26 protein-coding genes are annotated in these 26103 nt (G+C 42.0%); 14 read left to right on the top strand and 12 right to left on the bottom strand.

Annotated features, from left to right (window positions below; genetic code table 11):
• Positions 1-108 precede the first annotated feature (108 nt).
• The 4 genes from ACFQZS_RS13780 to ACFQZS_RS13765 all read right to left on the bottom strand — a co-directional run bounded on the left by ACFQZS_RS13780 (position 109) and on the right by ACFQZS_RS13765 (position 6382).
• Positions 109-2487 carry a ribonucleoside-diphosphate reductase subunit alpha gene (locus ACFQZS_RS13780; protein ID WP_377101171.1) on the bottom strand — a complete coding sequence of 793 codons (2379 nt, stop codon included), beginning with the start codon at positions 2485-2487 and terminating at the stop codon, positions 109-111.
• A 79-nt stretch (positions 2488-2566) separates the two neighbouring features.
• Positions 2567-3538 carry a ribonucleoside-diphosphate reductase small subunit gene (locus ACFQZS_RS13775; RefSeq protein ID WP_377101169.1) on the bottom strand — a complete coding sequence of 324 codons (972 nt, stop codon included), beginning with the start codon at positions 3536-3538 and terminating at the stop codon, positions 2567-2569.
• Positions 3539-3966: 428 nt separating this feature from the next.
• Positions 3967-4329: a methionine-R-sulfoxide reductase gene (locus tag ACFQZS_RS13770; RefSeq protein WP_377101167.1), complete on the bottom strand. Its 363-nt coding sequence runs from the start codon at positions 4327-4329 to the stop codon at positions 3967-3969.
• 298 nt (positions 4330-4627) lie between these two features.
• Positions 4628-6382, bottom strand: coding sequence for a lysophospholipid acyltransferase family protein (locus tag ACFQZS_RS13765; RefSeq protein WP_377101165.1), 1755 nt, complete (start codon positions 6380-6382; stop codon positions 4628-4630).
• 88 nt (positions 6383-6470) lie between these two features.
• Between ACFQZS_RS13765 and ACFQZS_RS13760 the strand changes: the two genes are divergently transcribed.
• The 3 genes from ACFQZS_RS13760 to tnpA all read left to right on the top strand — a co-directional run bounded on the left by ACFQZS_RS13760 (position 6471) and on the right by tnpA (position 8503).
• Complete coding sequence (locus ACFQZS_RS13760) at positions 6471-7133, top strand: ComEA family DNA-binding protein (protein WP_377101164.1); 663 nt, start codon at positions 6471-6473, stop codon at positions 7131-7133.
• Entirely contained in the window at positions 7130-7657 is a 528-nt protein-coding gene (locus ACFQZS_RS13755) for an adenine phosphoribosyltransferase (RefSeq protein ID WP_377101162.1), read from the top strand. The genes ACFQZS_RS13760 and ACFQZS_RS13755 overlap by 4 nt, the downstream gene beginning before the upstream one ends.
• Before the next feature lie 411 nt (positions 7658-8068).
• The gene (gene tnpA / locus ACFQZS_RS13750) at positions 8069-8503 is read left to right on the top strand and encodes an IS200/IS605 family transposase (protein ID WP_377101160.1); all 435 of its coding nucleotides are present in this window, start codon (positions 8069-8071) and stop codon (positions 8501-8503) included.
• A gap of 167 nt (positions 8504-8670) precedes the next feature.
• Here the strand turns inward: tnpA and hpf are convergent, their stop codons facing one another.
• The 4 genes from hpf to ACFQZS_RS13730 form a co-directional block, all read right to left on the bottom strand.
• Positions 8671-9018 carry a ribosome hibernation-promoting factor, HPF/YfiA family gene (gene hpf / locus ACFQZS_RS13745; protein ID WP_377101158.1) on the bottom strand — a complete coding sequence of 116 codons (348 nt, stop codon included), beginning with the start codon at positions 9016-9018 and terminating at the stop codon, positions 8671-8673.
• Positions 9019-9030: 12 nt separating this feature from the next.
• The gene (locus tag ACFQZS_RS13740) at positions 9031-9921 is read right to left on the bottom strand and encodes a tyrosine-type recombinase/integrase (RefSeq protein ID WP_377101156.1); all 891 of its coding nucleotides are present in this window, start codon (positions 9919-9921) and stop codon (positions 9031-9033) included.
• 85 nt (positions 9922-10006) lie between these two features.
• On the bottom strand, positions 10007-10201 hold the full coding sequence (gene rpsU, locus ACFQZS_RS13735) for a 30S ribosomal protein S21 (RefSeq protein WP_377101154.1): 195 nt from the start codon (positions 10199-10201) through the stop codon (positions 10007-10009).
• 97 nt (positions 10202-10298) lie between these two features.
• Positions 10299-10988, bottom strand: coding sequence for a hypothetical protein (locus tag ACFQZS_RS13730; protein WP_377101152.1), 690 nt, complete (start codon positions 10986-10988; stop codon positions 10299-10301).
• 151 nt (positions 10989-11139) lie between these two features.
• Here ACFQZS_RS13730 and ACFQZS_RS13725 point away from each other — a divergent pair, with 151 nt between their 5' ends.
• From ACFQZS_RS13725 to sucD, 7 genes are all read left to right on the top strand, one after another.
• A complete protein-coding gene (locus ACFQZS_RS13725) occupies positions 11140-12726 on the top strand; it encodes a PAS domain-containing sensor histidine kinase (RefSeq protein WP_377101151.1) in 1587 nt (528 codons plus the stop codon).
• A 161-nt stretch (positions 12727-12887) separates the two neighbouring features.
• Complete coding sequence (locus ACFQZS_RS13720; RefSeq protein WP_377101149.1) at positions 12888-13739, top strand: bifunctional helix-turn-helix domain-containing protein/methylated-DNA--[protein]-cysteine S-methyltransferase; 852 nt, start codon at positions 12888-12890, stop codon at positions 13737-13739.
• A gap of 271 nt (positions 13740-14010) precedes the next feature.
• Positions 14011-14283 (top strand): Ada metal-binding domain-containing protein, encoded by a 273-nt coding sequence (locus ACFQZS_RS13715; RefSeq protein ID WP_377101148.1) that lies wholly within the window; start codon positions 14011-14013, stop codon positions 14281-14283.
• Entirely contained in the window at positions 14270-14881 is a 612-nt protein-coding gene (locus tag ACFQZS_RS13710) for an alpha-ketoglutarate-dependent dioxygenase AlkB family protein (RefSeq protein WP_377101146.1), read from the top strand. The genes ACFQZS_RS13715 and ACFQZS_RS13710 overlap by 14 nt, the downstream gene beginning before the upstream one ends.
• Positions 14882-14975: 94 nt before the next feature.
• The gene (locus ACFQZS_RS13705) at positions 14976-16424 is read left to right on the top strand and encodes a serine hydrolase (protein WP_377101144.1); all 1449 of its coding nucleotides are present in this window, start codon (positions 14976-14978) and stop codon (positions 16422-16424) included.
• A gap of 210 nt (positions 16425-16634) precedes the next feature.
• Positions 16635-17309 (top strand): hypothetical protein, encoded by a 675-nt coding sequence (locus ACFQZS_RS13700; RefSeq protein ID WP_377101142.1) that lies wholly within the window; start codon positions 16635-16637, stop codon positions 17307-17309.
• A 125-nt stretch (positions 17310-17434) separates the two neighbouring features.
• Complete coding sequence (gene sucD, locus ACFQZS_RS13695) at positions 17435-18313, top strand: succinate--CoA ligase subunit alpha (protein WP_377101140.1); 879 nt, start codon at positions 17435-17437, stop codon at positions 18311-18313.
• A gap of 211 nt (positions 18314-18524) precedes the next feature.
• On the opposite strand, the gene gltX is transcribed toward sucD, so the two are convergent.
• Positions 18525-20027 (bottom strand): glutamate--tRNA ligase, encoded by a 1503-nt coding sequence (gene gltX / locus ACFQZS_RS13690; RefSeq protein WP_377101138.1) that lies wholly within the window; start codon positions 20025-20027, stop codon positions 18525-18527.
• Between the two features lie 220 nt (positions 20028-20247).
• Here gltX and ACFQZS_RS13685 point away from each other — a divergent pair, with 220 nt between their 5' ends.
• Together ACFQZS_RS13685 and ACFQZS_RS13680 are read left to right on the top strand one after the other, a co-directional pair.
• A complete protein-coding gene (locus ACFQZS_RS13685; RefSeq protein WP_377101240.1) occupies positions 20248-21489 on the top strand; it encodes a sensor histidine kinase in 1242 nt (413 codons plus the stop codon).
• A complete protein-coding gene (locus ACFQZS_RS13680; RefSeq protein ID WP_377101136.1) occupies positions 21470-21979 on the top strand; it encodes a DinB family protein in 510 nt (169 codons plus the stop codon). Before ACFQZS_RS13685 ends, ACFQZS_RS13680 begins: the two co-directional genes overlap by 20 nt.
• A gap of 17 nt (positions 21980-21996) precedes the next feature.
• Here ACFQZS_RS13680 and ACFQZS_RS13675 read toward each other — a convergent pair whose 3' ends face one another.
• A complete protein-coding gene (locus ACFQZS_RS13675; protein WP_377101135.1) occupies positions 21997-22347 on the bottom strand; it encodes a DUF6249 domain-containing protein in 351 nt (116 codons plus the stop codon).
• Positions 22348-22542: 195 nt separating this feature from the next.
• On the opposite strand from ACFQZS_RS13675, the gene ACFQZS_RS13670 reads away from it, so the two are divergent.
• Positions 22543-23124: an RNA polymerase sigma factor gene (locus ACFQZS_RS13670; protein ID WP_377101134.1), complete on the top strand. Its 582-nt coding sequence runs from the start codon at positions 22543-22545 to the stop codon at positions 23122-23124.
• Positions 23125-23129: 5 nt separating this feature from the next.
• Complete coding sequence (locus ACFQZS_RS13665; RefSeq protein ID WP_377101133.1) at positions 23130-23621, top strand: hypothetical protein; 492 nt, start codon at positions 23130-23132, stop codon at positions 23619-23621.
• Positions 23622-23898: 277 nt separating this feature from the next.
• On the opposite strand, the gene ACFQZS_RS13660 is transcribed toward ACFQZS_RS13665, so the two are convergent.
• The gene (locus ACFQZS_RS13660) at positions 23899-25599 is read right to left on the bottom strand and encodes a sodium:solute symporter (protein WP_377101132.1); all 1701 of its coding nucleotides are present in this window, start codon (positions 25597-25599) and stop codon (positions 23899-23901) included.
• Between the two features lie 108 nt (positions 25600-25707).
• Positions 25708-25893, bottom strand: a complete 186-nt coding sequence (locus ACFQZS_RS13655; RefSeq protein WP_377101131.1) for a hypothetical protein — start codon at positions 25891-25893, stop codon at positions 25708-25710.
• Positions 25894-26103 lie beyond the last annotated feature (210 nt).

Below are 26103 nucleotides of genomic sequence, written 5' to 3'. Positions count from 1 at the left end.
TTTATTGATTGATAGCGTTTTTCGTTCATTTACTGTTTAATTTAAAAACAGGGCAAAAAAAAGACGCCTTAGTGTTAAGGCGTCTTTTAATAGATAAATATTTAGGGATTATGCTGAACAAGTTACGCAGCCCTCTTCCATTGAGCAGGTTGGGCCTGCAGGTATCTCGTCTTCAACCTGTTGTACAACAGCAGGTATAACCGGATCCATGTTCTTGCCACCTTGATTTTCAACAGTAAATTTAACCGCTTGCGAAGCTGCTTGTGTACGCAGGTAGTACATACCTGTTTTTAAGCCTTTCTTCCATGCATAGAAGTGCATTGAGGTTAGTTTAGACGCATTTGGCGAGTTAATGAACAGGTTAAGCGATTGCGACTGGCAAATATATGCGCCTCTATCAGCAGCCATATCAATAATGGTACGCATTTTTATTTCCCATACGGTTTTGTAAAGGTCCTTCAAATCCTGTGGTATTTCCGGAATATCCTGAACAGATCCATTAGCACTGATGATCTTATTCTTCATGGTATTATCCCACAATCCACGGTTAACCAGATCGCGTAGCAGGTGTTTGTTAACGATGATGAACTCGCCGCTTAATACCCTGCGGGTGTAAATGTTTGAGGTATATGGCTCAAAGCACTCGTTGTTACCCAATATTTGCGATGTAGAAGCGGTAGGCATTGGTGCTACCAATAGTGAGTTACGCACACCATGGTTCATTACATCTAAGCGTAGGTTTTCCCAATCCCAACGGCCGCTTTCAGGCTTCACATTCCATAGGTCAAACTGGAACTGGCCTTTTGATAGTGGCGAACCCTTAAAGCTTTCGTAAGGACCCTCTTTAATAGCCAGGTCTTTTGAAGCCGTCATAGCAGCAAAGTATATCGTTTCAAATATCTCTTTGTTTAACTGCTGCGCTTCAGGGCTTTCAAAAGGCATGCGTAATAAAATGAATGCATCTGCCAAACCTTGTACACCTAAACCAATTGGGCGGTGCCTTAAGTTTGATGTACGGGCTTCCTCAACCGGATAATAATTGTTATCAATTATCTTATTAAGGTTAATGGCCGCCTGATAAGTTACTTCATATAATTTTTCGTGGTCGAATTTGCCTTCGCGCACATAACGTGGCAACGCCAGCGAAGCCAGGTTACACACAGCGATCTCATCAGCTGATGTGTACTCTAAAATCTCGGTACAAAGGTTAGAGCTTTTTATGGTGCCTAAATTTTGCTGATTTGATTTAGCGTTAGCTGCATCTTTATATAACAAATATGGTGTACCGGTTTCTACCTGTGCATCAAGCACCGCGAACCAAAGCTCCTGCGCTTTTACAGTTTTACGGGCGCGGCCCTCTTTTTCGTATTTTTTGTACAGTTTTTCAAACTCTTTTCCGTGGCAATCTGCTAAGCCTGGTGCTTCATGCGGGCAAAATAAACTCCAGTCCTCATTAGCTTCAACACGCTGCATAAACAAGTCGCTTACCCAAAGCGCATAGAACAAGTCGCGGGCGCGCATTTCTTCTTTACCGTGGTTTTTACGCAAGTCAAGGAATTCAAATATATCTGCATGCCATGGCTCTAAATAGATAGCAAAAGCGCCTTTACGTTTACCACCGCCCTGGTCAACATAACGGGCGGTATCATTAAACACGCGCAGCATAGGGATAATGCCGTTGCTGGTGCCGTTGGTACCGCTGATATAAGAACCCGTAGCGCGCACATTGTGAATGCTTAGGCCGATACCACCTGCGCTTTGAGATATTTTGGCTGTTTGTTTAAGTGTATCATAAATACCTTCAATACTGTCATCCTTCATGGTTAACAAAAAGCATGATGACATTTGAGGCTTTGGTGTGCCCGAGTTAAACAAGGTTGGGGTAGCGTGTGTAAACCAACGCTCGCTCATCAGGTTGTATGTTTTGATGGCGCTTTCAATATCTTCTTTGTGGATACCAACCGATACACGCATGAATAAATGCTGCGGGCGCTCGGCTATCTGGCCATCTAATTTTAACAAATACGATTTCTCCAACGTTTTAAAGCCGAAGTAGTCAAACCCAAAGTCACGGTCGTAGATGATGCTGCTATCTAATTCCTCAGCATTCTTTTGAATGATGTCATGAATATCGTCGGCTAAAAGAGAGGCGTTTTTACCTGTTTTAGGATCAACATATTCATAAAGCAGTTTCATAGTCTCAGAGAAAGACTTTATGGTGTTCTTATGCAGGTTTGATACCGCAATACGCGATGCCAGCAAGGCATAATCAGGGTGCTTTGTAGTAAGCGATGCGGCCGTCTCGGCAGCAAGGTTATCCAGCTCTGATGTGGTTACCCCATCAAATAAGCCTTCAATTACTTTTTTTGCTACGTCAATCGGGTCAACCAGCGCCGGGTTTAAACCATAGCATAGCTTCTCTATGCGCGCGGTGATCTTGTCAAATTTTACCGACTCTTTTTTTCCGTCTCTTTTTACTACAAACATGCCAGTGAACAGTTAATGGGTGATTAGTTAATGTTTTAATGTCTCTTTCTATATATCTGATTGTGATTGGTGGTCACTTTTAAAAATCCTCATCCAATGAGAATGATTTGCTTTCCTGATTATTCAGCACGCCGCTTTTTTGATAGTCGCCAACCCGTTTCTCAAAGAAGTTAGTTTTGCCTTGCAGGGATATCATCTCCATAAAGTCAAACGGATTAGTAGCGTTGTATACTTTGTCATAGCCCAGTTCTGTTAACCATCTATCGGCTACAAATTCAATGTATTGGCTCATCAGCTTAGCGTTCATACCAATTAAACTAACCGGCAGCGCATCGCTTATAAATTCTTTTTCTATCTCAACAGCATCAGTTATAATAGCTGTTGCAGCCTCTTTTGATAGTTTGTTTTCTAACATGCGGTATAACAAACAAGCAAACTCGCAATGCATACCTTCGTCACGAGATATTAATTCGTTGCTAAAAGTGAGACCCGGCATTAAGCCACGTTTTTTCAACCAGAATATTGAACAGAAACTTCCCGAAAAGAATATTCCCTCAACAGCTGCAAAAGCAATTAAGCGTTCGGCAAACGTGCCGTTGTTTATCCAACGCAGGGCCCACTCCGCTTTTTTTCCTACACATGGTACGGTATCAATAGCGTGGAACAACCGATCTTTTTCGGCAGGCTCCTTAATGTAAGTATCAATTAATAACGCGTAGGTTTCTGAGTGGATGTTCTCCATCATTATCTGAAAACCGTAGAAGCAACGCGCCTCGGGCAATTGCACCTCGCTCATGAAGTTTACTGCCAGGTTTTCGTTAACAATACCATCGCTGGCAGCAAAAAAAGCCAATACATGCGAAATGAAGTGACGCTCGCCATCGTTCATGCTCTCCCAGTGTTTCATGTCGTCAGAAAGATCTATCTCTTCTGCTGTCCAGAAACTGGCTTCACACTTTTTATACATCTCCCAAATGGCGGGATACTTGATAGGGAGGATAACAAATCTATCCTTATTTTCCCTTAGTAATACTTCATTTTCCTGACTCATTCCCTATTCGTTTTTAGCCTGTTTAACCATTTGTTAAAAGTCGACACACCACCTGCCGCTCTCTGTTTTGTAAAAAAGCGGATGATCTTCCTCTTGAAAAATTCTGTGTGTTGGTGCCTCCGGCTTTATCTTCAGTTAACCCATGATTTACACAGTGTTAACGCTAACAGATGCGATTAGCTAATATCGCCGTTGGACTAAAACAAATGTAATAGCGATATCATTAAGATGGATGCCGAAGTTTTGAACAATAGGCCGAGTTATAAACAATTTTTCGCCTTTTTTCTTCACATCAATTGGTGCAAAACTTTTTAAAAAAATTAAAACAACTGTAAGGAGTACTTTAAGCCTGTTGCTTAATAATTAAAAAAAGCATTTAACAATATGTGAGGGCATTTTTTGTACCCGCCATGTTAAAATTGAGTAAATTACGGGGCAGCAACAAACTTCATTGACAATGAGTTAACACAGTGGCGTACATTCTTTGGCGTTAAATATTCGCCTTCAAAAACGTGACCGAGGTGAGCGCCGCAATTGGCGCAAACAATCTCCACCCGGCGGCCATCGGCATCGGGCACACGCTTCACCGCCCCAGCAATTTCATCATCAAAACTTGGCCAGCCACAATGCGACTCGAATTTTGATTCGGAAGTATACAATGGCGAATCACAGCGTTTGCAAACGTATAAACCCTGGGCCTTGTTATCTAATAACGCTCCGGTAAAAGGGCGTTCTGTGCCTTTATGTAATATTACCCATTCTTCGTCGGGTGTTAGCTTGTTGTAGTTCATATTAATTATTGACTTACTGAGTTATTGAATTATTGATTGAGGCAAGTGAATAAGTGATTTCCTTGCTCATCTATACAATATACGTATAATAATGCAACCGATTTTAGGAAGAATGGTTTGTTGACCTGGGGGTGACGGAGACAATAAAGGGGGGGGCTCACAGGGGCTCACAGTGGCTCACGGGGGTTCACGTGGGTTCACGTGGCTCTGAGCCCCCCCCCTCAATAAGCTACTTACAAATCGTAAAATGTTACTTACGACTAACAACGTACTATATTAAAACAACGACGAATAATTACTAAAAATTCTGCGTCAGTTTATCCAACATATCCTGCGGTACTTTCTGCAGATCAAGCACCAGGAAACCATCCAGCGAGTCGGAAAATTTGGGGTCGATATTAAAGCCGATGATCTTTGCATTTAAGCCAATATATTGCCGCAGCAATACCGGCACTTTCATGCTGCGGGTTTCCACTTCGGATATCAGGCTGTCCAGATTTTTAAAGGTATCCTCACCGCTGCGTAACACATCCGTATCAATTTTTGAAAAATCAACTTTAAATTTTTTACGCGGCTTAATCAGCGCAGCCATTTCATTATCGAAATGATTACGACTGATATAGTCGACTATCAGAGATTTAGAGAACTTAGAAAAGGAATTACTGATACTTACCGGCCCGATCAGATAACGGTAACGTGGCTTATCCATCACATATTTTAATATGCCTTTCCATAGCAAAAACAGCGGCAAGGGTTTTAGCTGATACTCTTTGCGGATAAAGGAACGGCCCAACTCTAAACTATGTTTAAGTACGGGTGTAAGATCAGCCTTGATCTTGAATAGTTCGTTTATATAAAAACCTTTTTTGCCGAAACTGTAAAATATCTCGTCGCCCAAGCCAATACGGTAGGCCCCCACAATCATTTTGGCCTCCTTATCCCATATAAAAAGATGGTGATAATAAATATCGTATTCATCAAGATCGGTGGCTTTATTGGTACCCTCTCCTACCTCGCGAAAAGTTATTTCCCGCAGCCGCCCAATCTCTCGAGTGATATATGGAATATTAGTGGTAGGCGTTACAAAAACTTCGTAGTTCTTCTCCGTCCAAACCAAATTGTTTTCGCGCAGCAGTACAACCTCATACTCTAATATATCAACATCAATCGCCTTAACTATCTCCTGCTGCTTTTTTTTTATTTTAAACAGCTTCCGCGGATTAAACAGACGTTTTTCTTCTTCCAGACCGGTACCCAAAGCATAGGTTTTAGCCCTTAAAAAGTTTAGGATTTTGGCGGTATTACCATTATCAGGAATATCCTTTAAATGGATGGCCTTACCGATACGTAGTTTAATAGTATGGCCCTGCTTGTTAAACAATTCAGACGGCAGCTTGGCTGTGCGCAGTGTTGGATGTATTAAACTTAGCAAATTAAATAGCAGCCCGTTATTGCCGTGAAAGTAGATAGGCACAACCGGCACTTTTGATTTGGCTATGATCTTGCCAACTACCGGATGCCATAACTTATCTGTTACTTGTTGCTTCTCAATTTTGAAGGTGGATACCTCGCCCGCCGGGAAAATGCCTATGGGTGTTCCTTCGGATAGTAAATGCAGTGTATTTTTTATCCCGCTGATACTTGAGGCATGCTCAACATTCTCAAAAGGATTAACGGCAACAAAGTACTCGCTTAAATTAGGTATCTTTTTAAGGATAAAATTAGCCATCAGCCTGGCGTCGGGCCGTGCCATTAACAGCATTTTAAGCAGCACCAATCCCTCTATGCCCCCGTAAGGATGATTGGCAATTGCAATAAAGCTTCCCTCGCGCGGGATATTTCTCAGGTCTTTCTCGTCAAATTCAATTTCAACCCCGCAGCCTTTTAAAATAGCGTCAATAAATTCAATACCTTGTTTGGGTTGGGCCTCGGCAAACAAGCTGTTTACCTGGTTTATCTTCATCACTTCCATCAGGAACGCAGCAAGGCCGGGCATTTTTAGTTTATCAAGCCCCGTGGCTTTTGCAAATTCCTCGGTGGTTATTATTTTCATACTGTTTTTTTGAACACCGTTTAGCCTATAAATATATCCTTTAAAGCCGAATAAAATATATTGATTATTTTTAGCTGTCAACTAAACCATGAAGCAACGCGTAACCAACTATTTTTCCATCACCAAAAAAGAATGGAACGGCACTGTGGTGCTGGTTATTGCAATATTGCTGATTATGGCTGCGCCATATATTTACCAAAAGCTGCACAAAGATAAACCGGTAAACTTTAAAGAATTTGACAAAGCGGTAGCGTTACTTAGTGCTGCCGATAAAAAAACAGCCGGAAATTCCAATGCTTTTCAAACCAGCACAACAGCGTTCAATTACTCACTAAACAAGTTAAAAGCGGGCGAAACTATTGAACTAAATACAGCCGATTCAGCCGCCCTAACCCACGTACACGGCATAGGACCATCATTTGCAAAACGAATCATCGGCTACCGAAGAAAACTTGGTGGTTTTATAGATAAGGAGCAATTACAAGAGGTGTATGGCCTTGATGCAGAAAAATACGGAGAAATAAGTGATGAGATTAGGATTGATGCCTCACGCATTAATAAACTCCCCATTAACACTATCAATTTTGAACAGTTAAGGCGTTTCCCCTATCTTAGTTATAAACAGGGCAACGCCATTATACAATACCGCGCACAACATGGCAATTATAACTCGATAGAAGACATGCGGCCCATTGCCATATTGAACGAAGATATTTTACGTAAAATTGCACCATACATTATTTACAAATGATTGAACAGCAAATTAAAGCAGCTATACGCGACATACCCGATTTTCCGAAACCCGGCATTATCTTTAAAGATATAACCACTATTTTAAAAGACCCTGTTTTATGCATCAATATAGTTGATGCGTTTGTTGATCAGTTAAAGGGCAAGCAAATTGATGTAGTGGCGGGGGTAGAGAGTCGCGGATTTCTGTTTGGGTTAACATTGGCTAACCGCTTGGGGGTACCCTTTGTGCCTGTGCGTAAAGCCGGTAAGTTACCGCACACCGTAAAACAAAAAACTTACGATCTTGAATACGGAAGTGCCGTAATAGAAATGCACGTTGACGCTTTTGAACCGGGTGCTAACGTTCTGCTGCATGATGACCTGCTTGCTACCGGCGGTACAATAACCGCTGCCAGCGAATTAATAAATGAGCTGGGCGGTACAGTATGCGGGTTTACTTTCGTGGTTGGCCTGGGGTTTTTAGGTGGTAAAGAAAAAATAGCACCTATTAATGGCGATATAATTGTATTGGCGGAGTATTAAGAAATTTTGGCTAAAGCCACTTAGCTGCTCCCCTAATTCCGTTGGCTGAAGCCAACGGCAATGAAGTTTTTTCCTTGCAATTTTTTATTGACTTACACTTATCTTTCTAACCAATGTGAATTGCAAGGGACTTTCATTGGATAGTTTTTCATTATTTAGAACTTACTCTTTTAACTGAAGCCAACGGCAACGAACTTTTTCCTTGCAATTTTTTATTGCCTTCCACTATCTCTCTAACTAATGTGAACCACACGGAACTTCATTAGATGGTTTTTCATTATTTAGAACTTACTTTTTTTAACTGAAGCCAGCAGCAATGAGCTGTTTCTCTGGCATTTTTCATTGCCGTCGGTTTTAACCGACGGATTTATAAAACATTTTGTAAATTGGCTTTAGCCAAACCCTGCGACAATGTCTTTTGTAAAAATATGGATCCACCTTGTTTTCGCTACAAAAAATCGGGAACCCCTATTGCTTAAAGACATTAGACATCATTTACACAAACACATCATTCAAAACTGTGCCGATAAAGGCATATTCTTACAAGCAATTAATGGGCACACTGATCATATACATTGTTTAATATCGTTAGGAAAAGATCAAAGCATTAGCAAAGTAAGCCAACTTATAAAAGGGGAGTCATCATTTTGGATCAATCAGAATAACATCACCGGTGAACATTTTAGCTGGCAGGATGATTATTTTGCAGTATCGGTAAGCGAATCTCAAGTGGGGGCAGTGGTTAATTATATCAAAAACCAAGAAACCCATCATGCCAAAAAGTCTTTTGAAGATGAAGTAAACGAGTTCATGACCAAATATGGCTGGCAAAAAAACCAAGACTAAACTTTCTATTTTTTTGACTAAAGCCTTCTTCGCTTTTCTTGCTTCGTGCGCTAAAGCCAACGGGAATGAAGGTCGCGACATCGCTACAGGCGGTTTCAAATGAAAGATATTCTCATAAAAAAAGCGCCCTTTTTCCGGGGCGCTTTTCTCTATGATATGTTGTTTTACTAAAATTCTTCTTCAGTTGACGTCAGAACAGCTTTTCTAACCTCCTGCGCCGCTATTTCTTTTTTAGTTTTATGCTTGGCTATTTGTTTGCGCAGGCTCTCAATAGCCAGGTCTGTAGCTTCTTCAAATGTTTTGCATTGCTCTTTAGCAAATATTGTGTTGCCAGGCAAGTGCAGTTTTATTTCCGCTATCTTATTTGCTTCGTGTTCTACATTTTCCAATTTTAAATAAACTTCCCCGTTTATAATGTTATCAAAAAAGGTATCCAGCTTATCCGCTTTCTTCTGTATAAATGCCAATAAATTTTTGTCTGCATTAAAATGAATTGATTGCACTGTAATTTTCATGGTTCCTCCTTTTTATGCCTTTGGATGGGCGAGTTTATAAATAGACTTTAATCTTTCAACAGAATTGTGGGTATAGATCTGCGTGGCGCTGAGGTTAGCGTGGCCAAGCAGCTCTTTTATAGCATTCAGGTCTGCCCCTTTATTGAGCAAACTGGTTGCAAAGGTATGCCGCAACACGTGCGGGCTGCGTTTGCTTTGGGTTGATATGTGGGATAAATATTTCTGCACAATTAAATAAACAAGCTTCGGATATATGTCTGTCCCTTTATTTGTAACGATCAATGTTAATGATTTGTTATCAAAATTTTCACTTTTCTTTAACGCTAAATATTTTGTCAGTAATGTTCGTAATTCTGAGTTTAGCGGAATGATGCGTTGTTTATTGCGCTTGCCTAAAACCTTCACTGTGCCCTCGTAATCATCAATGTCATTTTCTTTAAGACCAACCATTTCGGCCAGGCGCATACCGGTTCCAAACAACATTTCAATTACCAGTTTATCGCGGGTGCCGGCAAAATCATCATTAAAAATATCGTCGCTATCCAGCATTTGCGTAAGCCTGGCATCTTCTACAACTACCGGCAAGTTCTTGGGTATTTTGGGCGTATGTATTTTCGAAGCGGGATTTACCGCTATAACACCATCGGCCAATAAAAACTTAAAATACTTGCGCAGGGTAGCTATTTTACGGCTGATGGAACGGGAAGCTATCTGGTTACCCATCATTTCAACCATCCAATTACGGATGTGGTGATGGGTTATTTGATCGGGATGAGTTACTATTACTTCAGGATTATTTAAAAAGCCCATGAACTGGTCAAGGTCTGACCGGTAGGCTGATACGGTATGCGGGGAGTACCGCTTTTCGAACTGTATATATTGTATAAAACGCTCTAAAAACATAAAAACTATTTGCGCATCCGTATAATTGAATGTACAAATAGTTTTCTATATGTTTTCAGGAAAACTGAAAAATTCTTTTAAAGAATTAAACAGTGGTTTCCAGATTTAAGCCTTGTTTGTAAATGGCATGCTTAACCACGTGACGACGGGTCACAGATTTTTTCTCGAATGCCTGGCGGCTACGCAGTTCGCGCAATACACCTGTTTTCTCAAATTTCTTTTTGAAGCGTTTTAATGCTTTATCTAAAGATTCGCCTTCTTTAACGTTGATGATGATCATAATTCCCAAATACCTCCTTTCAGGGACGCCAAAGGTAAGCACAATGTTTTGATTTTCAAATAGGTTTTTTAAGATTGGTGTGTGGGGCCCGCTGCTGCTAACTTATCCACGACGATATCGTACCCCAATAGGTCCATTTACCATTTTCATTTTTATAGATGGCCAGTTTACCCGACCCGCAAAGATCGCCGCAACTATTGTCTGAGTAAAAAATGCAATAGATATCATTCCTTATAAAAACGGGAGTGCTAAAACTATAGAATTTATTTATTCCTTTTTTATACATATAAGCCCAGCCATCAATTCGAGGATCCTTAAACACGCTATTTATCGTATCTTTAGTTATCTGTTTAGCGCCTTCAATTAGCGCTTTGCTCCATTTACTATTGTTTGTTTTTTCAAATTGTTCCAAAGTATAGGCAATCTCACTGTCTGAAAGCATGAGCGAGTCATCAACTATTGGCATCAATCTGCTTCGGGTAAAACGACCTTTGCTCATTTCGCTTAAAATTATAGGTTGTGCTATAGATCTAAGCATACGTGTTTTTGTGCCCATGCTATCTACATAAATAACACTATCTTCTTTGAATTTGTACACAAAAAAACTCTTACTACGTTTTAAAACATCACGAAGCATTGATTCGCCCGCGTTACTTACAGCATCTTGATAAGTGATATTATGGTCGGCAATAACCTGGTTGATAAATTCTTTTTCTTTAACAGACCTTTGGCAGAAAGCTGGTAGGTTGAAAACAAAAGCAAACGCGATAATGAAAAGGTATTTCATGGTTGATAAAGCTTAATTACCTAAGATAGTGATTCTTTTTGGACGACTACCTTCAGTATCGTTGATTTTACGTTGCTGTAGAACAAACTTTTTTAATTTAAACCTGTTAAAAACATCTATATTTAACGTGCTGTTACCGGCCCTAATTTAAATGTCCGAACCAAACATTCAAAAATCACCCTATTTACATTACCTGGACGGTGGCGGCGAAATGGGCCGTCTTACGCGCGAGTTTGACTGGAGCAAAACCGTTTTAGGCAAGCCCGAAACCTGGTCGCAAAGTTTGTTAACTACCGTAAGTATTATACTTAATTCGCGCTTCCCTATGTTTTTATGGTGGGGGCCGTCGCTTATACAGTTTTATAACGATGCCTACCGCCCAAGTTTAGGTCAGAATGGCAAACATCCAACCGCGTTAGGACAAAAAGCTGAAGATTGCTGGCCCGAAATATGGACGGTTATAAAACCGTTAATAGATCAGGTTATGCAGGGTGGTCAATCCACCTGGAGCGAAGACCAACTGATACCCATTTACCGCAACGGCAAGCTGGAAAATGTTTATTGGACATTTAGCTACAGCAGGGTTAATGATGAAACGGGAGAGCCCGCAGGCGTACTGGTTATTTGCTCAGAAACTACAGACAAAATAAATTCATACAACAACGTTAAAAATGCCAAGCAGGACCTCGAGTTTGCCAATGAGGCCGCCGAACTGGGCACCTGGGATCTCAACCCGATAACTAATCATTTTATAGGTAACAAGCGCTTAAAAGAGTGGTTTGGCTTACCGGTTGAAGAGGATATTGACCTTGACCTGGCCATCTCTGCCATTGCAGAGGAAGACCAGCCACGGGTGGTAGAAGCCATACAAAGAGCAATAGCACCCGGCTCTGACGGAAATTACAACATAGTGTACACCGTAAGTAGCCTGAAAGATCAAACCCGTAGTGTACTTGAGGTTAAAGGAAAGGCTTTATTTGATGAGGAAGGAAGAGCATACCGGTTTAGCGGAATAGCACAGGATGTTACCGAAGCCTACAGACTTCAGCAGCGTAAGGATGAGTTTATAAGCGTAGCCAGCCATGAGTTAAAAACGCCTATAACATCGCTTAGCGCATCTATGCAGATTTTGCAAAAGCTGGTGAAGAATGATCCATCGTCTGAGAAGATACCCACGTTTGTAAATAAGGCCAATAACAATCTGAGCAAGCTTATTAACCTATTAGATGACTTGTTGAATGTTACCAAGATACAACAAGGTCAGCTGGCGCTAAATATTACCCGGTTTGACATTGTTGCGCTGATAAGAGATTGTTGCGACTACATTAATTTTAACAGCGAACATGAGTTTGTACTGATGGGCGAAGATGAGGTAATGATATTTGCCGATTATCGCCGCATTTACCAGGTAATGATCAACCTGATAGGTAATGCTGTAAAATACTCGCCGCAATCTAACCGGGTAGAGATCACCGTGTATCACGATGAAGAGAATGTAACCGTATCTGTGCGCGATTTTGGCATCGGCATAAACCCTGAAAAACTACCCCACTTGTTTGACCGGTATTACCGCGTTGATGCCTTTGGTCACCAGTTTTCGGGCTTGGGGCTGGGGCTTTATATTACTGCCGAGATCGTTCAACGCCATAACGGTAAAATAGCTGTAGACAGCAACCTGGGCAGCGGCAGTAACTTCTGGTTCAGCTTGCCGATGGATGACAGGATGGTTGAGCATTAAGATTAAAGAATGAAGAATAAAGATTAGTACTGGCGCTTTTACCAATCATTCGGCTTCAATAACTAATCATCAATCTTTAATATCCAATCTTCAAAACAGCAAGAAACGGGTTTCACAGCGCTATGTAACGGGGTAAATTTGTATCATTAAATTCAATAATGATGGAAACGCAAAACCAGATAGACTACCAAAGAATAGCCCGGGCCATTGAGTTTTTAAGGCTTAACCATAAACTGCAGCCCTCGTTAGAACAGGCGGCAGAACATGTAAGCCTTAGTCCCTTTCACTTTCAGCGTATGTTTAAGGATTGGGCGGGGGTAACACCAAAGCAGTTTCTGCAATACCTGAGTGTTGAGTACGCTAAATCTATCCTGAAAGAAAAACAAGCCTCGCTTTTTGACGCGGCTTTTGAAACCGGCCTATCAGGCACGGGGCGCCTGCACGATCTGTTTATAAAAGTGGAAGGCATGACACCGGGCGAATACAAGAACGGCGGCGAACAACTCAACATTAACTACAGCTTTGCCGAGAGCCCTTTTGGCACGGTGCTGGTAGCGTCAACAGCTAAGGGCATTTGTTATATGGCTTTTGCGGATGAGGCGCAGGAGGATGCTTTCGCGCATTTGCAGAAGGCCTTTCCCAATGCCAGATACAACCTGTTTTTAGACCGTATACAGCAAAACGCGCTGTTTATTTTTACGCAGGACTGGAGCAAACTGGATGAAGTAAAACTACACCTAAAAGGTACGCCATTTCAGTTAAAAGTATGGGAGACGCTGCTTACAGTGCCCATTGGCGGACTGGTAACGTACGGCAGCCTTGCGGGTAAACTACAAAATCCAAACGCGAGCCGTGCGGTGGGTTCGGCAGTGGGCGATAATCCTGTCGCCTTCCTTATCCCCTGCCATAGGGTGATCCGCTCAACCGGCGAGATAGGCCAATACCATTGGGGCAGCGGGCGCAAAAACGCCATTATTGGCTGGGAAGCATCAAGGGCATTTGGGGCAATTTGATATTTTAAACAAGCGGCCTGTTGCAGTAATATATGCAACGCTTTGCAACACTTGCAACAGCATTTTTTACAACAATTTGATTATTAATATTTTACAACTATTGAATGTTTAAACATGCAACACTTTGCAACACACTTATTCGTCAGGAAAATTAGCTATAAATTGGATTTAAATTATTGATTATCAATTTATTAAAAATACCAATTTTTATCTTGTGCCTTGCAACAGTTTGAGACGATCGGCATTGAAAAATAAATGGATCACAATTAACATGCAGATCAACCACATCGACCTCGGCAACAGGCCATTTATCCGTAGTCACAATTTGTATAGGCTCATCGCCGCAGGCAAAATAAAACTGGGCGGCAATAAAAAGTTAAAAATATACGGAACACTTAAATGTGGGTCTGGCAGACGCATGAAATTAGAGAACCGGGTATTCTTTAAAAATGAAGAAGAAGCCCTTGCCAACGGTTACCGCCCATGCGGCAACTGTATGCCTGCCGACTATAAATTATGTAAAAAGAACAATGGAACTATTTAAACAAGATACGACAACCAACATCCTCCCTTACGGTGGCGAGGTTATTTATTACGGCAAAGTATTAGCTACGCAAAAGGCTGACAATTACCTGGATATTCTGCTAAACACAATTGAGTGGAAAAATGATGAGGCAGTAATATTTGGCAGGCATATTATTACCAAACGCAAAGTGGCCTGGTATGCCGATAACGAGTATAGCTACACCTACTCTAATACAACCAAACACGCATTACCCTGGACCAAGGAATTGCTGCAGCTTAAAAAGCTAACGGAAAAGCTAACCGGGCATCAGTTTAACTCCTGCCTGCTTAATTTGTATCACAATGGCGATGAAGGCATGGCCTGGCATAGCGACGATGAAAAAGCTTTAGGGAAGGATACGGCAATAGCGTCATTAAGTTTTGGTGCCGAACGCAAATTCGCGCTAAAACATCGCGAGAGCAAACATAAGGAAGAAGTGATATTGGCACATGGCAGCTTGCTGATAATGAAGGGCGCTACCCAAAGTAACTGGCTGCACTGCCTGCCAAAATCAAAAAAAATAAAAACGCCGCGGGTTAACCTTACTTTCAGGACGATGGTGAGCAATATGCAATAAGTTGGTTTTAAAACCAGTGTTAAATGATGTTAAACTTTAAGATAAAGGCGCGGGAGTTTATAACTTAAAGCCCGCAAATAATTTTAAGTGAAACATGAAAGCCTTTTTAGCCCTATCAGTTTTATTGCTTTTCTTTAGTCAGACTTCTACCCCGGCGCAGAACCAAAAGATAGCAGAGAAGATAAAACTGGTAGAAAAAAGCCTGGTTGGCCCGGTGCACAAACAGGGCGATAAGGGCTGGACCATCCGGGAGCGAATGGCGCATTACAAAGTAAACGGCGTAAGCATAGCAGTTATCCATAATTATAAAATTGAATGGGCAAAAGGCTACGGTTGGGCTGATAAAAGCAGCAAAACGCCGGTAAGCCCATCAACACTTTTCCAGGCCGGGTCTATAAGTAAATCGTTAAATGCGGTGGGTGTTTTGAAGCTCGCGCAACAGGGCAAGATCGATCTGCATACTGATATTAATCAATATTTACGATCGTGGAAATTTCCTTACAATGCAGTATCGAAGAATAAAAAGATCACTTTGGCCCATTTGCTAACGCATACCGCAGGCTTGGGTATTTCGGGCTTTAATGGGTATGCTGCAGGGCAGCCAATCCCGTCGCTACCTCAAGTATTAAACGGCCAACGTCCCGCAAACTCCGCCCCTGTCCGGTCGGTTTTTGAACCGGGTCTTCGTCACGAATATTCAGGTGGTGGAACAACAATTACACAAATGATCGTAACGGACATCACCTATCAGCGATATAGCGACTATATGCATGAAAATGTTCTAAAACCACTCGGGATGACGAGCAGCACTTTTACGCAGCCTATAGTAAAAAACGCTGCCACAGGCTATTACGAAAATGGCAAACAGGTAGAAGGCAAGTATCATATCTACCCCGAACAAGCCGCCGCCGGGCTCTGGACCACACCAACCGATCTGGCCCGGTTTATAATAGATGTTCAGCAAGCTTACGCCGGCCAGCGCAATACACTGTTAACACCGGCTACGGCTAAATTAATGCTGACACCTTACCTAGATGCCAAAGCAGCGCCCGGTGTTTATATTGATAATTATAACGGCGAAAAATACTTTGAACATACCGGGCTAACCCATGGATTTTACAGCCATTACTACGGCAGTTTAAGTGGTGGTAATGGCTTAGTAATAATGACCAACTCGGTTAACACTGATTTGGTTGCCGAAATGGTAAACAGTATTGCCCATGTGTATGGTTTTAGGGGATTGTATCGTTCGCAAATTGAGAAAGACTTTAAAGTGAGTGATGAAGTATTGCAAACCTACATTGGACGATACAAACTTGGCCCTGATGCTATTTTAAATGTTTCCAAGAAAGGGCAACAATTGTTCATTCAATTAAACAACGAGGAAAAGACACCCGTTTTTGCCGAAACCATGAACAAATTTTACCTTAAGGCAGTTGATGCGCAGATAGAATTTGTAAAAAACAGCAATGGCAAAATAACCAAAGCTATCCTTTATCAGGATGGTAGCGCTAACCCGGCACCGAGATTAGGGAACAAGTAAACGTCCCTATTATCAATCGGCATTTAAAACACTGACCTATTGGTATGATTCTGGCCTCCGCAACCCAACAAAAACCAACTAAAACGCTCGTTTTTACGCATTATTATACTTTTTTGGCCTGGATAAAATTTATTTAATAATTGACTGTTGTGCTGAAATATTGTTCTTTTTCTCCCGTTCCTCTGTCAAATTAACTAAACAAAATTTATCATGAAAAAAACCTTAATCTTTACCATTGCCGTTATGCTGGCAATGCAATTTTCAATGGCGCAAACGCAAAAGGGAGCGCAAAATCTAGGCGGATATGTGGGCTATTCGCGTGTTTCTTCCAATGATTCGCAAATTATTCCGTACAACGGCCAGACTTCAGTGCAAAAAAATAACACATCAAGTTTCGATATAGGACCAGCCTACGGATATTTTGTAGCCGACAATTTGGAGTTGCGCGGTGTACTGCAATTTTCTACAGCAAACTTCAGCTCGTCATATGCCACCTCGGGATCAAATGGCGATTCGAAACAAAAATCAAACACTTTTGGTGGTTCGCTGGCGCTGATGAAATATGTTATGTCCAGCAAAATAGGTTTACGCGTGGGTCCTTACATCGGATACTCTTATGGGGTTACAAAAACCAATAATCCGGCTACATCGCCCACCGCAACATCGCATGTAAATAGCTATAATGCCGGTGCCAAAGCCGATCTGGTTTATTATCCATCAAAAACGTTAGGGTTTGCCGCGTCGTTAGTAAACATCAATTATTCAAAGAGTAAATCACAAGATGTTAATATTCCGGAGCGAAACACCACCAACGAATTTTTCAATGCAAGTTTTATAACCAACGGGCTCGGTTTATCGGTATTTTACGTTTTTGGCAACAAGTAGGCCCCACAATTGCAAAACCGAACATAATTATTACAAATAAATATCACTCAAATGCTTAATACACCAAAATTTAGTTTGAGATTAAGCCCAATAAACTTAGATTTGCGCTACAAAAAACAAATTCAATGAGTGTACTCGTAAATAAGGATTCTAAAGTTATAGTTCAGGGTTTCACAGGTAATGAAGGCACGTACCACGCGTCGCAAATGATAGCGTACGGAACGCAGCTGGTTGGTGGGGTTACCCCCGGCAAAGGCGGTCAGCAACACCTGGAAAGACCTGTATTTAACACTGTAGCCGATGCGGTTAAACAAACCGGCGCCGATGTATCTATCATTTTTGTTCCGCCTGCATTTGCTGCCGACGCGATAATGGAAGCTGCCGAAGCCGGTATAAAAGTAATTGTTTGTATCACCGAAGGTATCCCTACAAAGGATATGATACAGGTTAAAGAATACCTTAAAGACAAGAGCTCACGCTTAATTGGCCCTAACTGCCCTGGTATTATTACTGCCGATGAAAGCAAAATTGGTATTATGCCCGGCTTTATCTTCAAAAAAGGTAATGTGGGTGTTGTTTCAAAATCGGGTACATTAACTTACGAAGCTGTTGACCAGGTGGTTAAAGCCGGTTTAGGTATCACTACTGCTATAGGTATTGGTGGCGACCCAATCATTGGCACCCCTACCAAAGAAGCAGTTGAATTGTTGATGAATGATCCTGAAACGCATGGTATTATTATGATAGGCGAAATTGGCGGTGGTATGGAAGCCGAAGCTGCACGCTGGATCAAAGAAAACGGCACCAAGCCTGTTGTTGGCTTTATTGCAGGTCAGACAGCGCCTCCGGGACGCCGTATGGGCCACGCAGGTGCAATTGTTGGCGGTGCCGATGATACTGCTGCTGCAAAAATGAAGATCATGGCCGAGTGCGGTATTCGTGTGGTAGAATCGCCTGCCGAAATTGGCGCTGCTATGGCAGAAGAACTGGCTAAGCTGGCTTAATTAAGCCGTTTTTATAAAATAGAAAATCCCGGAGCGAGTGCTTCGGGATTTTTTTTCTATGGGCTTGTTATTGCTAAGATAAATAGATAAAAATTTGTCATTGCGAGGTACGAAGCAATCGCGAACTGTGCATGGCGGACTTTATACGCGGCTTTTCTCCGTGCGATTGCTTCGTACCTCGCAATGACAAAGGAGCTTTCGGAGGCTGGTTTTAATCCCTGAAAGCTGTTATACCAGCCTCAATACGCTTAACCGTCTCCTTTTTTCCAATCAAAGCTGCAATATCAAACACATGCGGACCAAACTTGCCCCCTACCAGCATAATGCGGAAAGGCAGCATTACATCGCCGGGTTTTAAGCCTTTATCAGTGGCTAATGCTTTAAAGCGCTCTTCCAAAATCAAAGCGTCAATGGCATCGCTCTCCTTTAATAAAGCAATAACATTATTAAAGAAATCTGTCTTCTCCGGTGTCCATTTTGGTTTTACCGCATTAAGGTCATACTCCAGCGGTAACTCAAAAAAGTAGTTAGCTTGATCGTAAAAATCAGTTAATAAAGTACAACGATCCTTTATCAGGTTGATAACCGTAAGCAGATAGGCGTCGTCATTGGTAATAATGCCTTTGCCTTGCAGCACCTTTTTAACTTCAGGCAACAAGCCTTCGCCGCCTGACCGTTTTATCCACTCCGCATTGAACCATTTGGCTTTCTCAAAATCAAACTTAGCGCCAGATTTATTGATGCGCTCTATAGAGAATTTCTCCACCAGATCATTTAAAGTAAATAACTCCTGGCCACTGCCATCGTTCCAACCTAAGGTAGCCAGCATGTTTACAAAAGCTTCGGGCAAAAAGCCCATGCCGTTATAGCCGGGGTCGCCCTGCCAATCTAAAGCAAACACCGGGAAACCCAGGCGCGCGCCATCGCGCTTGCTTAATTTGCCGTGGCCGTCCGGTTTTAATATTAAAGGCAGATGCGCCCATTTAGGCATTGCATCTTTCCAGCCCAGGTATTTCCATAATAACAAATGCACAGGTGCAGAAGGCAACCACTCTTCGCCACGGAAAGCGTGCGATATCTTCATCAGGTAATCATCAACCACCACGGCTAAATGGTAAGTAGGCATGCCATCGGCCTTTAACAAAACTTTATCATCAACCTGGTTGGTATCAAAAGTTACGCGCCCGCGTATCATGTCGTCAAAACCTACTGTTTCGTCGGCAGGTATCTTTATGCGGATAACGTGCGGCGTATGCGCATCCAACAAGGCATCAACCTCATGCTGCGGTAGTGAAAGGGAGTTACGCAAACTATCACGATAAACCTGCCCGTATTGAAAGTTGGGTATTTCCTTGCGGTTCTTATCCAGTTCTTCAGCAGTATCAAAGGCGTAATAGGCGTGGCCCTGCATTACCAACTGCTCGGCATACTGGCGGTACAGGCTTTTACGTTCGCTTTGGCGGTATGGCGCGTATTGACCGGGTTTAACCGGGCTTTCGTCAGCCTCTAAACCGCACCATTTAAGGCAGTCAACTATATATTGTTCCGCGCCCTCAACAAAGCGGGTTTGGTCGGTATCTTCTATTCTTAAAATAAAATCGCCGTTATTTTTCTTGGCGAAAAGATAATTAAACAGTGCTGTACGCACCCCACCTAAATGTAAACCACCCGTTGGACTGGGTGCAAACCTAACTCTCACTTTTTTATCTGACATACGTGGCGCAAAGATAGTTTTTTGAGGTAAAAGGCGGAAGCCAAAAGGTTAAAGGTGACATTAGGAGGTGAAATACGGGAAATGACAGTTAAAAGCGGAAGGTAAAAGGCCGCCATGCCTAAAGACCTTTACCTTAACAACTTTACCTTTAACCTTAAAAACCCTTTTACATAAAAAGCTTTTGCCTTTTACCTTTTACCTTTTACCTTTATCCACAATGATAAACGCGTACCAAAACAGGCGGCTCTGGAATTACATTTTGTTGTTTTTTGCAACGGTTATAGCCAGCGGATCATTAATGTATACCCGCTACCTGGTTAAAAACATAGCACGCTCTGAACGCGCACGTGCGCAGATCTGGGCGCTGAGCATGAAAGAGACCATAACGGCGGACAATAACAGCTCCCTGTCCTATGTTTTCACCGTTCGCGATAGTTCAACCGTTCCGGCCATTGTTACCAATGAAAAAGGCGACGTGCTGTTTGTTAAAGGGCTCGACTCTACCAAAACTTACATAGAAATGCCGGCGGATATTGTTGCCGACAAAAAAGCGGCTAAATATGATCCGGAATACTTTGCGGCAGAACGGGAGACCATGGAGTCGCAGCACGAGCCTTTCAGGATAGATCTGCCGCCGAGGGGCGGCAACCCGCATCCTTATTGGCTGGTATATTACAAAGACTCTGACCTGCTTACGCAATTACGCTTGTTCCCTTATGTGCAGTTATCGGTTATCGCCATTTTCCTTTTGTTGGCGTACACGGCGTTTAACTCTTCGCGTAAATCAGAACAGAACCAGGTTTGGGTAGGGTTGGCAAAAGAGACGGCGCATCAGTTAGGTACGCCAATATCGTCGCTAATGGCATGGCTGGAGCTATTAAAAGACAAGTTCAACGCCGAGGAAGACCCCTTAATGGCCGAAATGGGCAATGATATAAAACGCCTTGAAATTGTTGCAGACCGTTTTTCAAAAATAGGTTCGGTGCCTAAGTTGGATGCTTTGGTAGTTTATGATGTGGTAAATGATTTTGTGGATTATTTCAGGGTACGGGTAAGCAGGAACATCAGCTTTGAAGTTAGCGGCGATACCGAAATTAAAGCAGGTTTAAATGTACCTTTATTTGATTGGGTGATAGAAAACCTGTTAAAAAACGCTGTAAACGCTATTGAAGGTAAAGGTGATATTAAGGTACACATATCAACCAATAAAGTAAAAGACCAAATATTTATTGATATAATTGATACCGGGAAAGGCATACCGCGCAGCAAATTTGTAAGGGTTTTTCAACCGGGATATACCACGCGCAAGCGGGGCTGGGGCCTGGGCCTGTCTTTAACCAAACGTATTGTAGAAAATTATCATAACGGTCATATTGTTGTACGCGACTCGGAATTAGGTAAGGGTACAACTTTTAGAATTTCTTTAAAAAGTATCAGAACGTATGACGCCACCGAAGCCTGAAGAATACGCCCCATTTATGGGCAACTATATTAAGCTGATTGTTGAAACTGCCGATATTATTGATCTACTTGAACAGCAGGCCACGCAGATCTTTGATCTGTTTAACAATCTTACTCCCGAAAAGGCCCTATATGCCTATGGGCAGGATAAATGGACCTTAAAACAAGTTGTGGGCCATATGATAGATGCCGAGCGCACGTTTGCTTACCGGGCGTACGCGTTCTCTCGCGGGCAAGCCGAGCTGCCTGGTTTTGATGAGAATACGTATGTTGAACTGGCCAACTTTAATAGCCGCCCAGTTCAGGATCTGGCTGCCGAATTTAGCGCCGTAAGAGCATCAAACTTATATTTTATTCGCGCTTTGAGTGATCAGCAATTATCTACTGTAGCCATCTCTAACGGTATACCAACATCAGTTAGAGCGTTAGTTTACGCTATGGCCGGCCATGCGCAGCATCATTTAAATATTGTGAATGATCGGTATTTTTAATTTTTCAGCTTTATGCACTATTCCTTCGCTTGCTTCTTCTCTACAACGTAGGCACCTAATAAGCCTAATCCGCTAAAGAAAGCAATACATGCAAAGTAGATAGCTGTTGGATTATAATCAGGCGGCAATGCGGCCCACTCTAACATAAAAGCAATAAATAACCCTACGCCCCCACCTATTAGCACCATAGCTGCCGTTAAAATATAATTGCGGCTGCCTGCCGTGTCAATTTGCAAACGCGGGTCCATGCCTCGCTCTATCATAGCCATTCTTTCCTTATTACGAAGGTATACAATGCCAAAAATCAGTGAAAAGAAACCCAATGTTGTAAAAATCGGGATAAGTAAAGCCATACGTGAAGCGTCCATATTTTTTAAATTTAATTAGTTTTTTGGTTACTACACCAGCACCGTTGCCGTGTATTTTGAAGCTATGACTACCGTTTTTTTTAACAGGTTACGGGTTGTATAAATTTTTTTGAGTTTTATGCCTCTGATAAAACCATATATTTATATAAAAGGGTGTAACCTCAATAAAATTTAAGTAGTCATAGTAAGCAATTAATGCAAAGTAAGCTTACCGACATTGAATTGATACAGCGCACGCTTAAAGGCGACCAGCGGGCTTATGCCCTATTGGTAAAAAACCACCAGCGGTATGCTTTTACGCTTGCGCTGCGCTTTACCAAAACGCGCGAAGATGCTGAGGAAGTGGCGCAGGACAGTTTTATAAAGGCTTACAAAGCATTAGGCACATTTAAACAGGAATCAAAATTCAGCACCTGGTTGTATACAATTGTGTATACAACGGCCATGACCAGCCTGCGCAGACGCGATAACGCACCGGTGGCTTTAGATGACGAAAACAACTTTACACAAATAGCTAACTCTACAGCTAAGTGGGACGTTAATACAGCCGAAGACAGGTCCAGGTCATTCTATTTAAGCCAGGCCATAGAACAGTTGCCCCCTGATGATGCTACGGTGTTAACGCTGTTTTACCATGCAGAACAATCATTAGAAGAAATAGCGCTTATTATGGGTATTGAAACCAATGGCGTTAAAATAAAATTATTCAGGGCGCGTAAACGCCTGAAAGAAAAACTGGAAGAAAATTTAAAACACGAGGCGAAAGAACTGATATGAACAACATGGAAGAAAGACTGTGGAACTATATTGACGGAACCTGCAGCCCTGATGAGCGCGATGCAATTACCTCATTAATTGGGCAGGATGAAAACTGGCAAAAGGCCCACCAGGAGATGCTGCAATTTAACACAGAAATAACGGCGATTACGCCCGATGAACCATCAATGGCTTTCGGCTATAACGTTATGGAAGAGGTACGCCACCTCGAGGCCAGCAAACCTTTAAAAACTACCATTAACAAATACATAATAAATGGTATAGCCGCTTTTTTTGCACTTAGTATTATAATCATCCTTATTTTTTTATTGAAGGACAGCATGCAGAGCAGTGGCACAACTACTACAGATGTGAACACCATGTTTCCGGATATGTCGGCATTAATGAGTTCTTCCGTTATAAAAGTTTTCTTTTATGTTGATGTAATGCTGCTATTATTTTTTGGCGATGCATTTTTAAGGCGGAAAAAAACCGGCGCTGTACCCAAAAGTGTATAAAAATACAAACACGCTGTTCCGCTTTTCAGACAGTTTTCCAAACTTCGGAACGGAAGATCAATAAAATAGGGTTATTTAGCTATGATGGCTGTTAAAATAAGTTTGGTATAGTAATTGCTTAAATAAAAACGAACCGGTACTTACCGGTTTAATTGTGATAAGGTTTAGGTTGAATGCCCCTAAGAAGCAAGTTCGAAGGGGCATTTATTTTTTCCGGAAATTATAAAGCTTTGTCTCAAAAATGGAATTTCTATCCGATTCCGATACTCATGTTATCTTATGACTGAGATGTGGCTCTATCCTCAAAAAACAGATTAACTATTAAAGCAAGCCCTATTACCAGCAAACAACCTATAGCATTCAACCATAAGTAAGCAACTACTTCGTAGTATCCGCATATAAGGATAATAATTTCTGATAACACAGCAGCTATAAAAACTGCCGTTCCCTTTATGTTTTTTAAATAAAAAGCGGTTACAAAAACACCTAATATGGTACCATAGATGTAGGAACCTAACTGGTTTACAGCCTCGAGCAAGTTACCCAACTTACTGGCATAAAGCGCCATGGCAATGCAAACCAGCCCCCAAAATACCGTGGCTACGCGCGATGCGTTCAAGTAATTCTGATCAGACGCGTTTTTGTTGACACCGCGTTTATAGATATCAATAACCGTGGTTGAGGCCAGCGAATTAAGCGCGCTGGCTGTTGATCCCATTGAGGCCATAAAAACAATGGCTATCAATAATCCTATTAAGCCTTTAGGCAAATAATGCGTAACAAAGTTCAGAAACACGTAGTTGGTATCATTCGTGTCGGCCTGGGCGTTGTTTTTTTTCATTATGGCTATGCCATCCTGCCTTATTTTGCTTACAGCGTCTTCTGTTTGCTGTAGCTTCATTTTGGCACGCTCTACGCGTACGTCGTCTTTACTGTCTATAGCATTTACTAACTCATTGGCGGTAGCTTTTCTCTTCTCAAATGCCGCGGTGTATTCCGTCTCCAACGCGTTATATTGTGGCGCGTACTCACTCTTTTGTACCTGCTTTACCTCGTACTGGTTAAAAAACATAGGTGGCCTGTTAAACTGGTAAAATGCAAACACCAGCACGCCTATCAGCAAAATGCAAAACTGCATAGGTATTTTTATCAGTCCGTTCATAATAAGGCCCATTCTGCTCTGCCCTACCGAGCTGCCTGTTAAGTAGCGCCCCACCTGGCTTTGATCTGTACCAAAATAAGATAGCTGTAAAAAGAAACCACCTATTATACCGCTCCAGATGTTGTAACGGCTATTTTGATCAAACTTCCAGTCTATAACATTCATGCGCCCCAGCTTGCCGGCCAGTTTTAGCGCGTGACCAAAGCCTACGTTCTGCGGCAGTAGCGCTACCACCATTGCACCAGCTGCAAACATCCCCAAAAAGATAATGCTCATTTGCAGCAATTGGGTGTATGATACCGCCTTGGTACCTCCATAAACGGTATAGAATATTACCAGCCCGCCAATAAACAGGGTTGTATAAGTGGTATCAATATTAAGAATAGCTGAGAGGATAATAGACGGCGCGTATATGGTAATGCCTGTTGAAAGCCCGCGCTGCACCAAAAACAGAAAAGCCACCAATGAACGTGTCTTAAGGTCGAAGCGTTGCTCCAGATATTCGTAAGCGGTGTAAACTTTAAGTTTGTGGAAGATAGGGACGAAAGTGATACAGAGCACTATCATGGCCAATGGCAACCCGAAGTAGAACTGCACAAAGCGCATCCCGTCTGAATAAGCTTGTCCGGGGGCTGAAAGAAAGGTAATGGCGCTGGCTTGCGTAGCCATTACAGATAGACCTATGTGGTACCAGGGCAGGGAGCGCCCGCCTACAAAGTATTGATCTATATTTTTTGTAGCGCCGCTCTTCCATACCCCATAAACTACTATGGATAATAGGGTAACGGCAAGAACGATCCAGTCGATTAGGCTCATCTAAAGTATAAAGTGATGAGCCAAAAGAAAATGATAAGGAAAACCAGCCAAAAAATAACTACACCATAAAAATGGTTCCAGCTACGTATAAAGGGTGGTAATTCAGTATCAGACGTGCTTTTCATGCCCTTTAACGAACGTTCTTAAAAAGAAGCCCGCAAATAACAAACCGGTAACACCTAAACCAATTATATAGCCGGGACCGCTCTGAGTAGCCACGCCTGTGAAAAGGCCAGCTAACAAACCAACCAGGTAATAAACAGAATAGAAATTGTTGTCTTCGTGTTGTTTCATGTTGTTATTATGTAGTAGGGCAAAAGTAATTGATTATGCGGTGTATAACAAGCTAATTTTTTAATTGTAACAGGCTTCTTATTTAGTTAGCTTTTAGACTAATTGTCTACGATTGTAAATGCGGATTAATGCAAATAATACCTTCCTTAATATCATTGGTTAATTCTTCTCCGCTTTTAAAAAGTGATCCGAAATCACCAAGACAATAAA

This window comes from Mucilaginibacter calamicampi, assembly GCF_042676765.1.
Taxonomy (GTDB): Bacteria; Bacteroidota; Bacteroidia; order Sphingobacteriales; family Sphingobacteriaceae; genus Mucilaginibacter; species Mucilaginibacter calamicampi.
The sequence above is the reverse complement of the archived record's forward strand: the minus strand, read 5'-3'. Positions and strand labels throughout refer to the sequence as shown.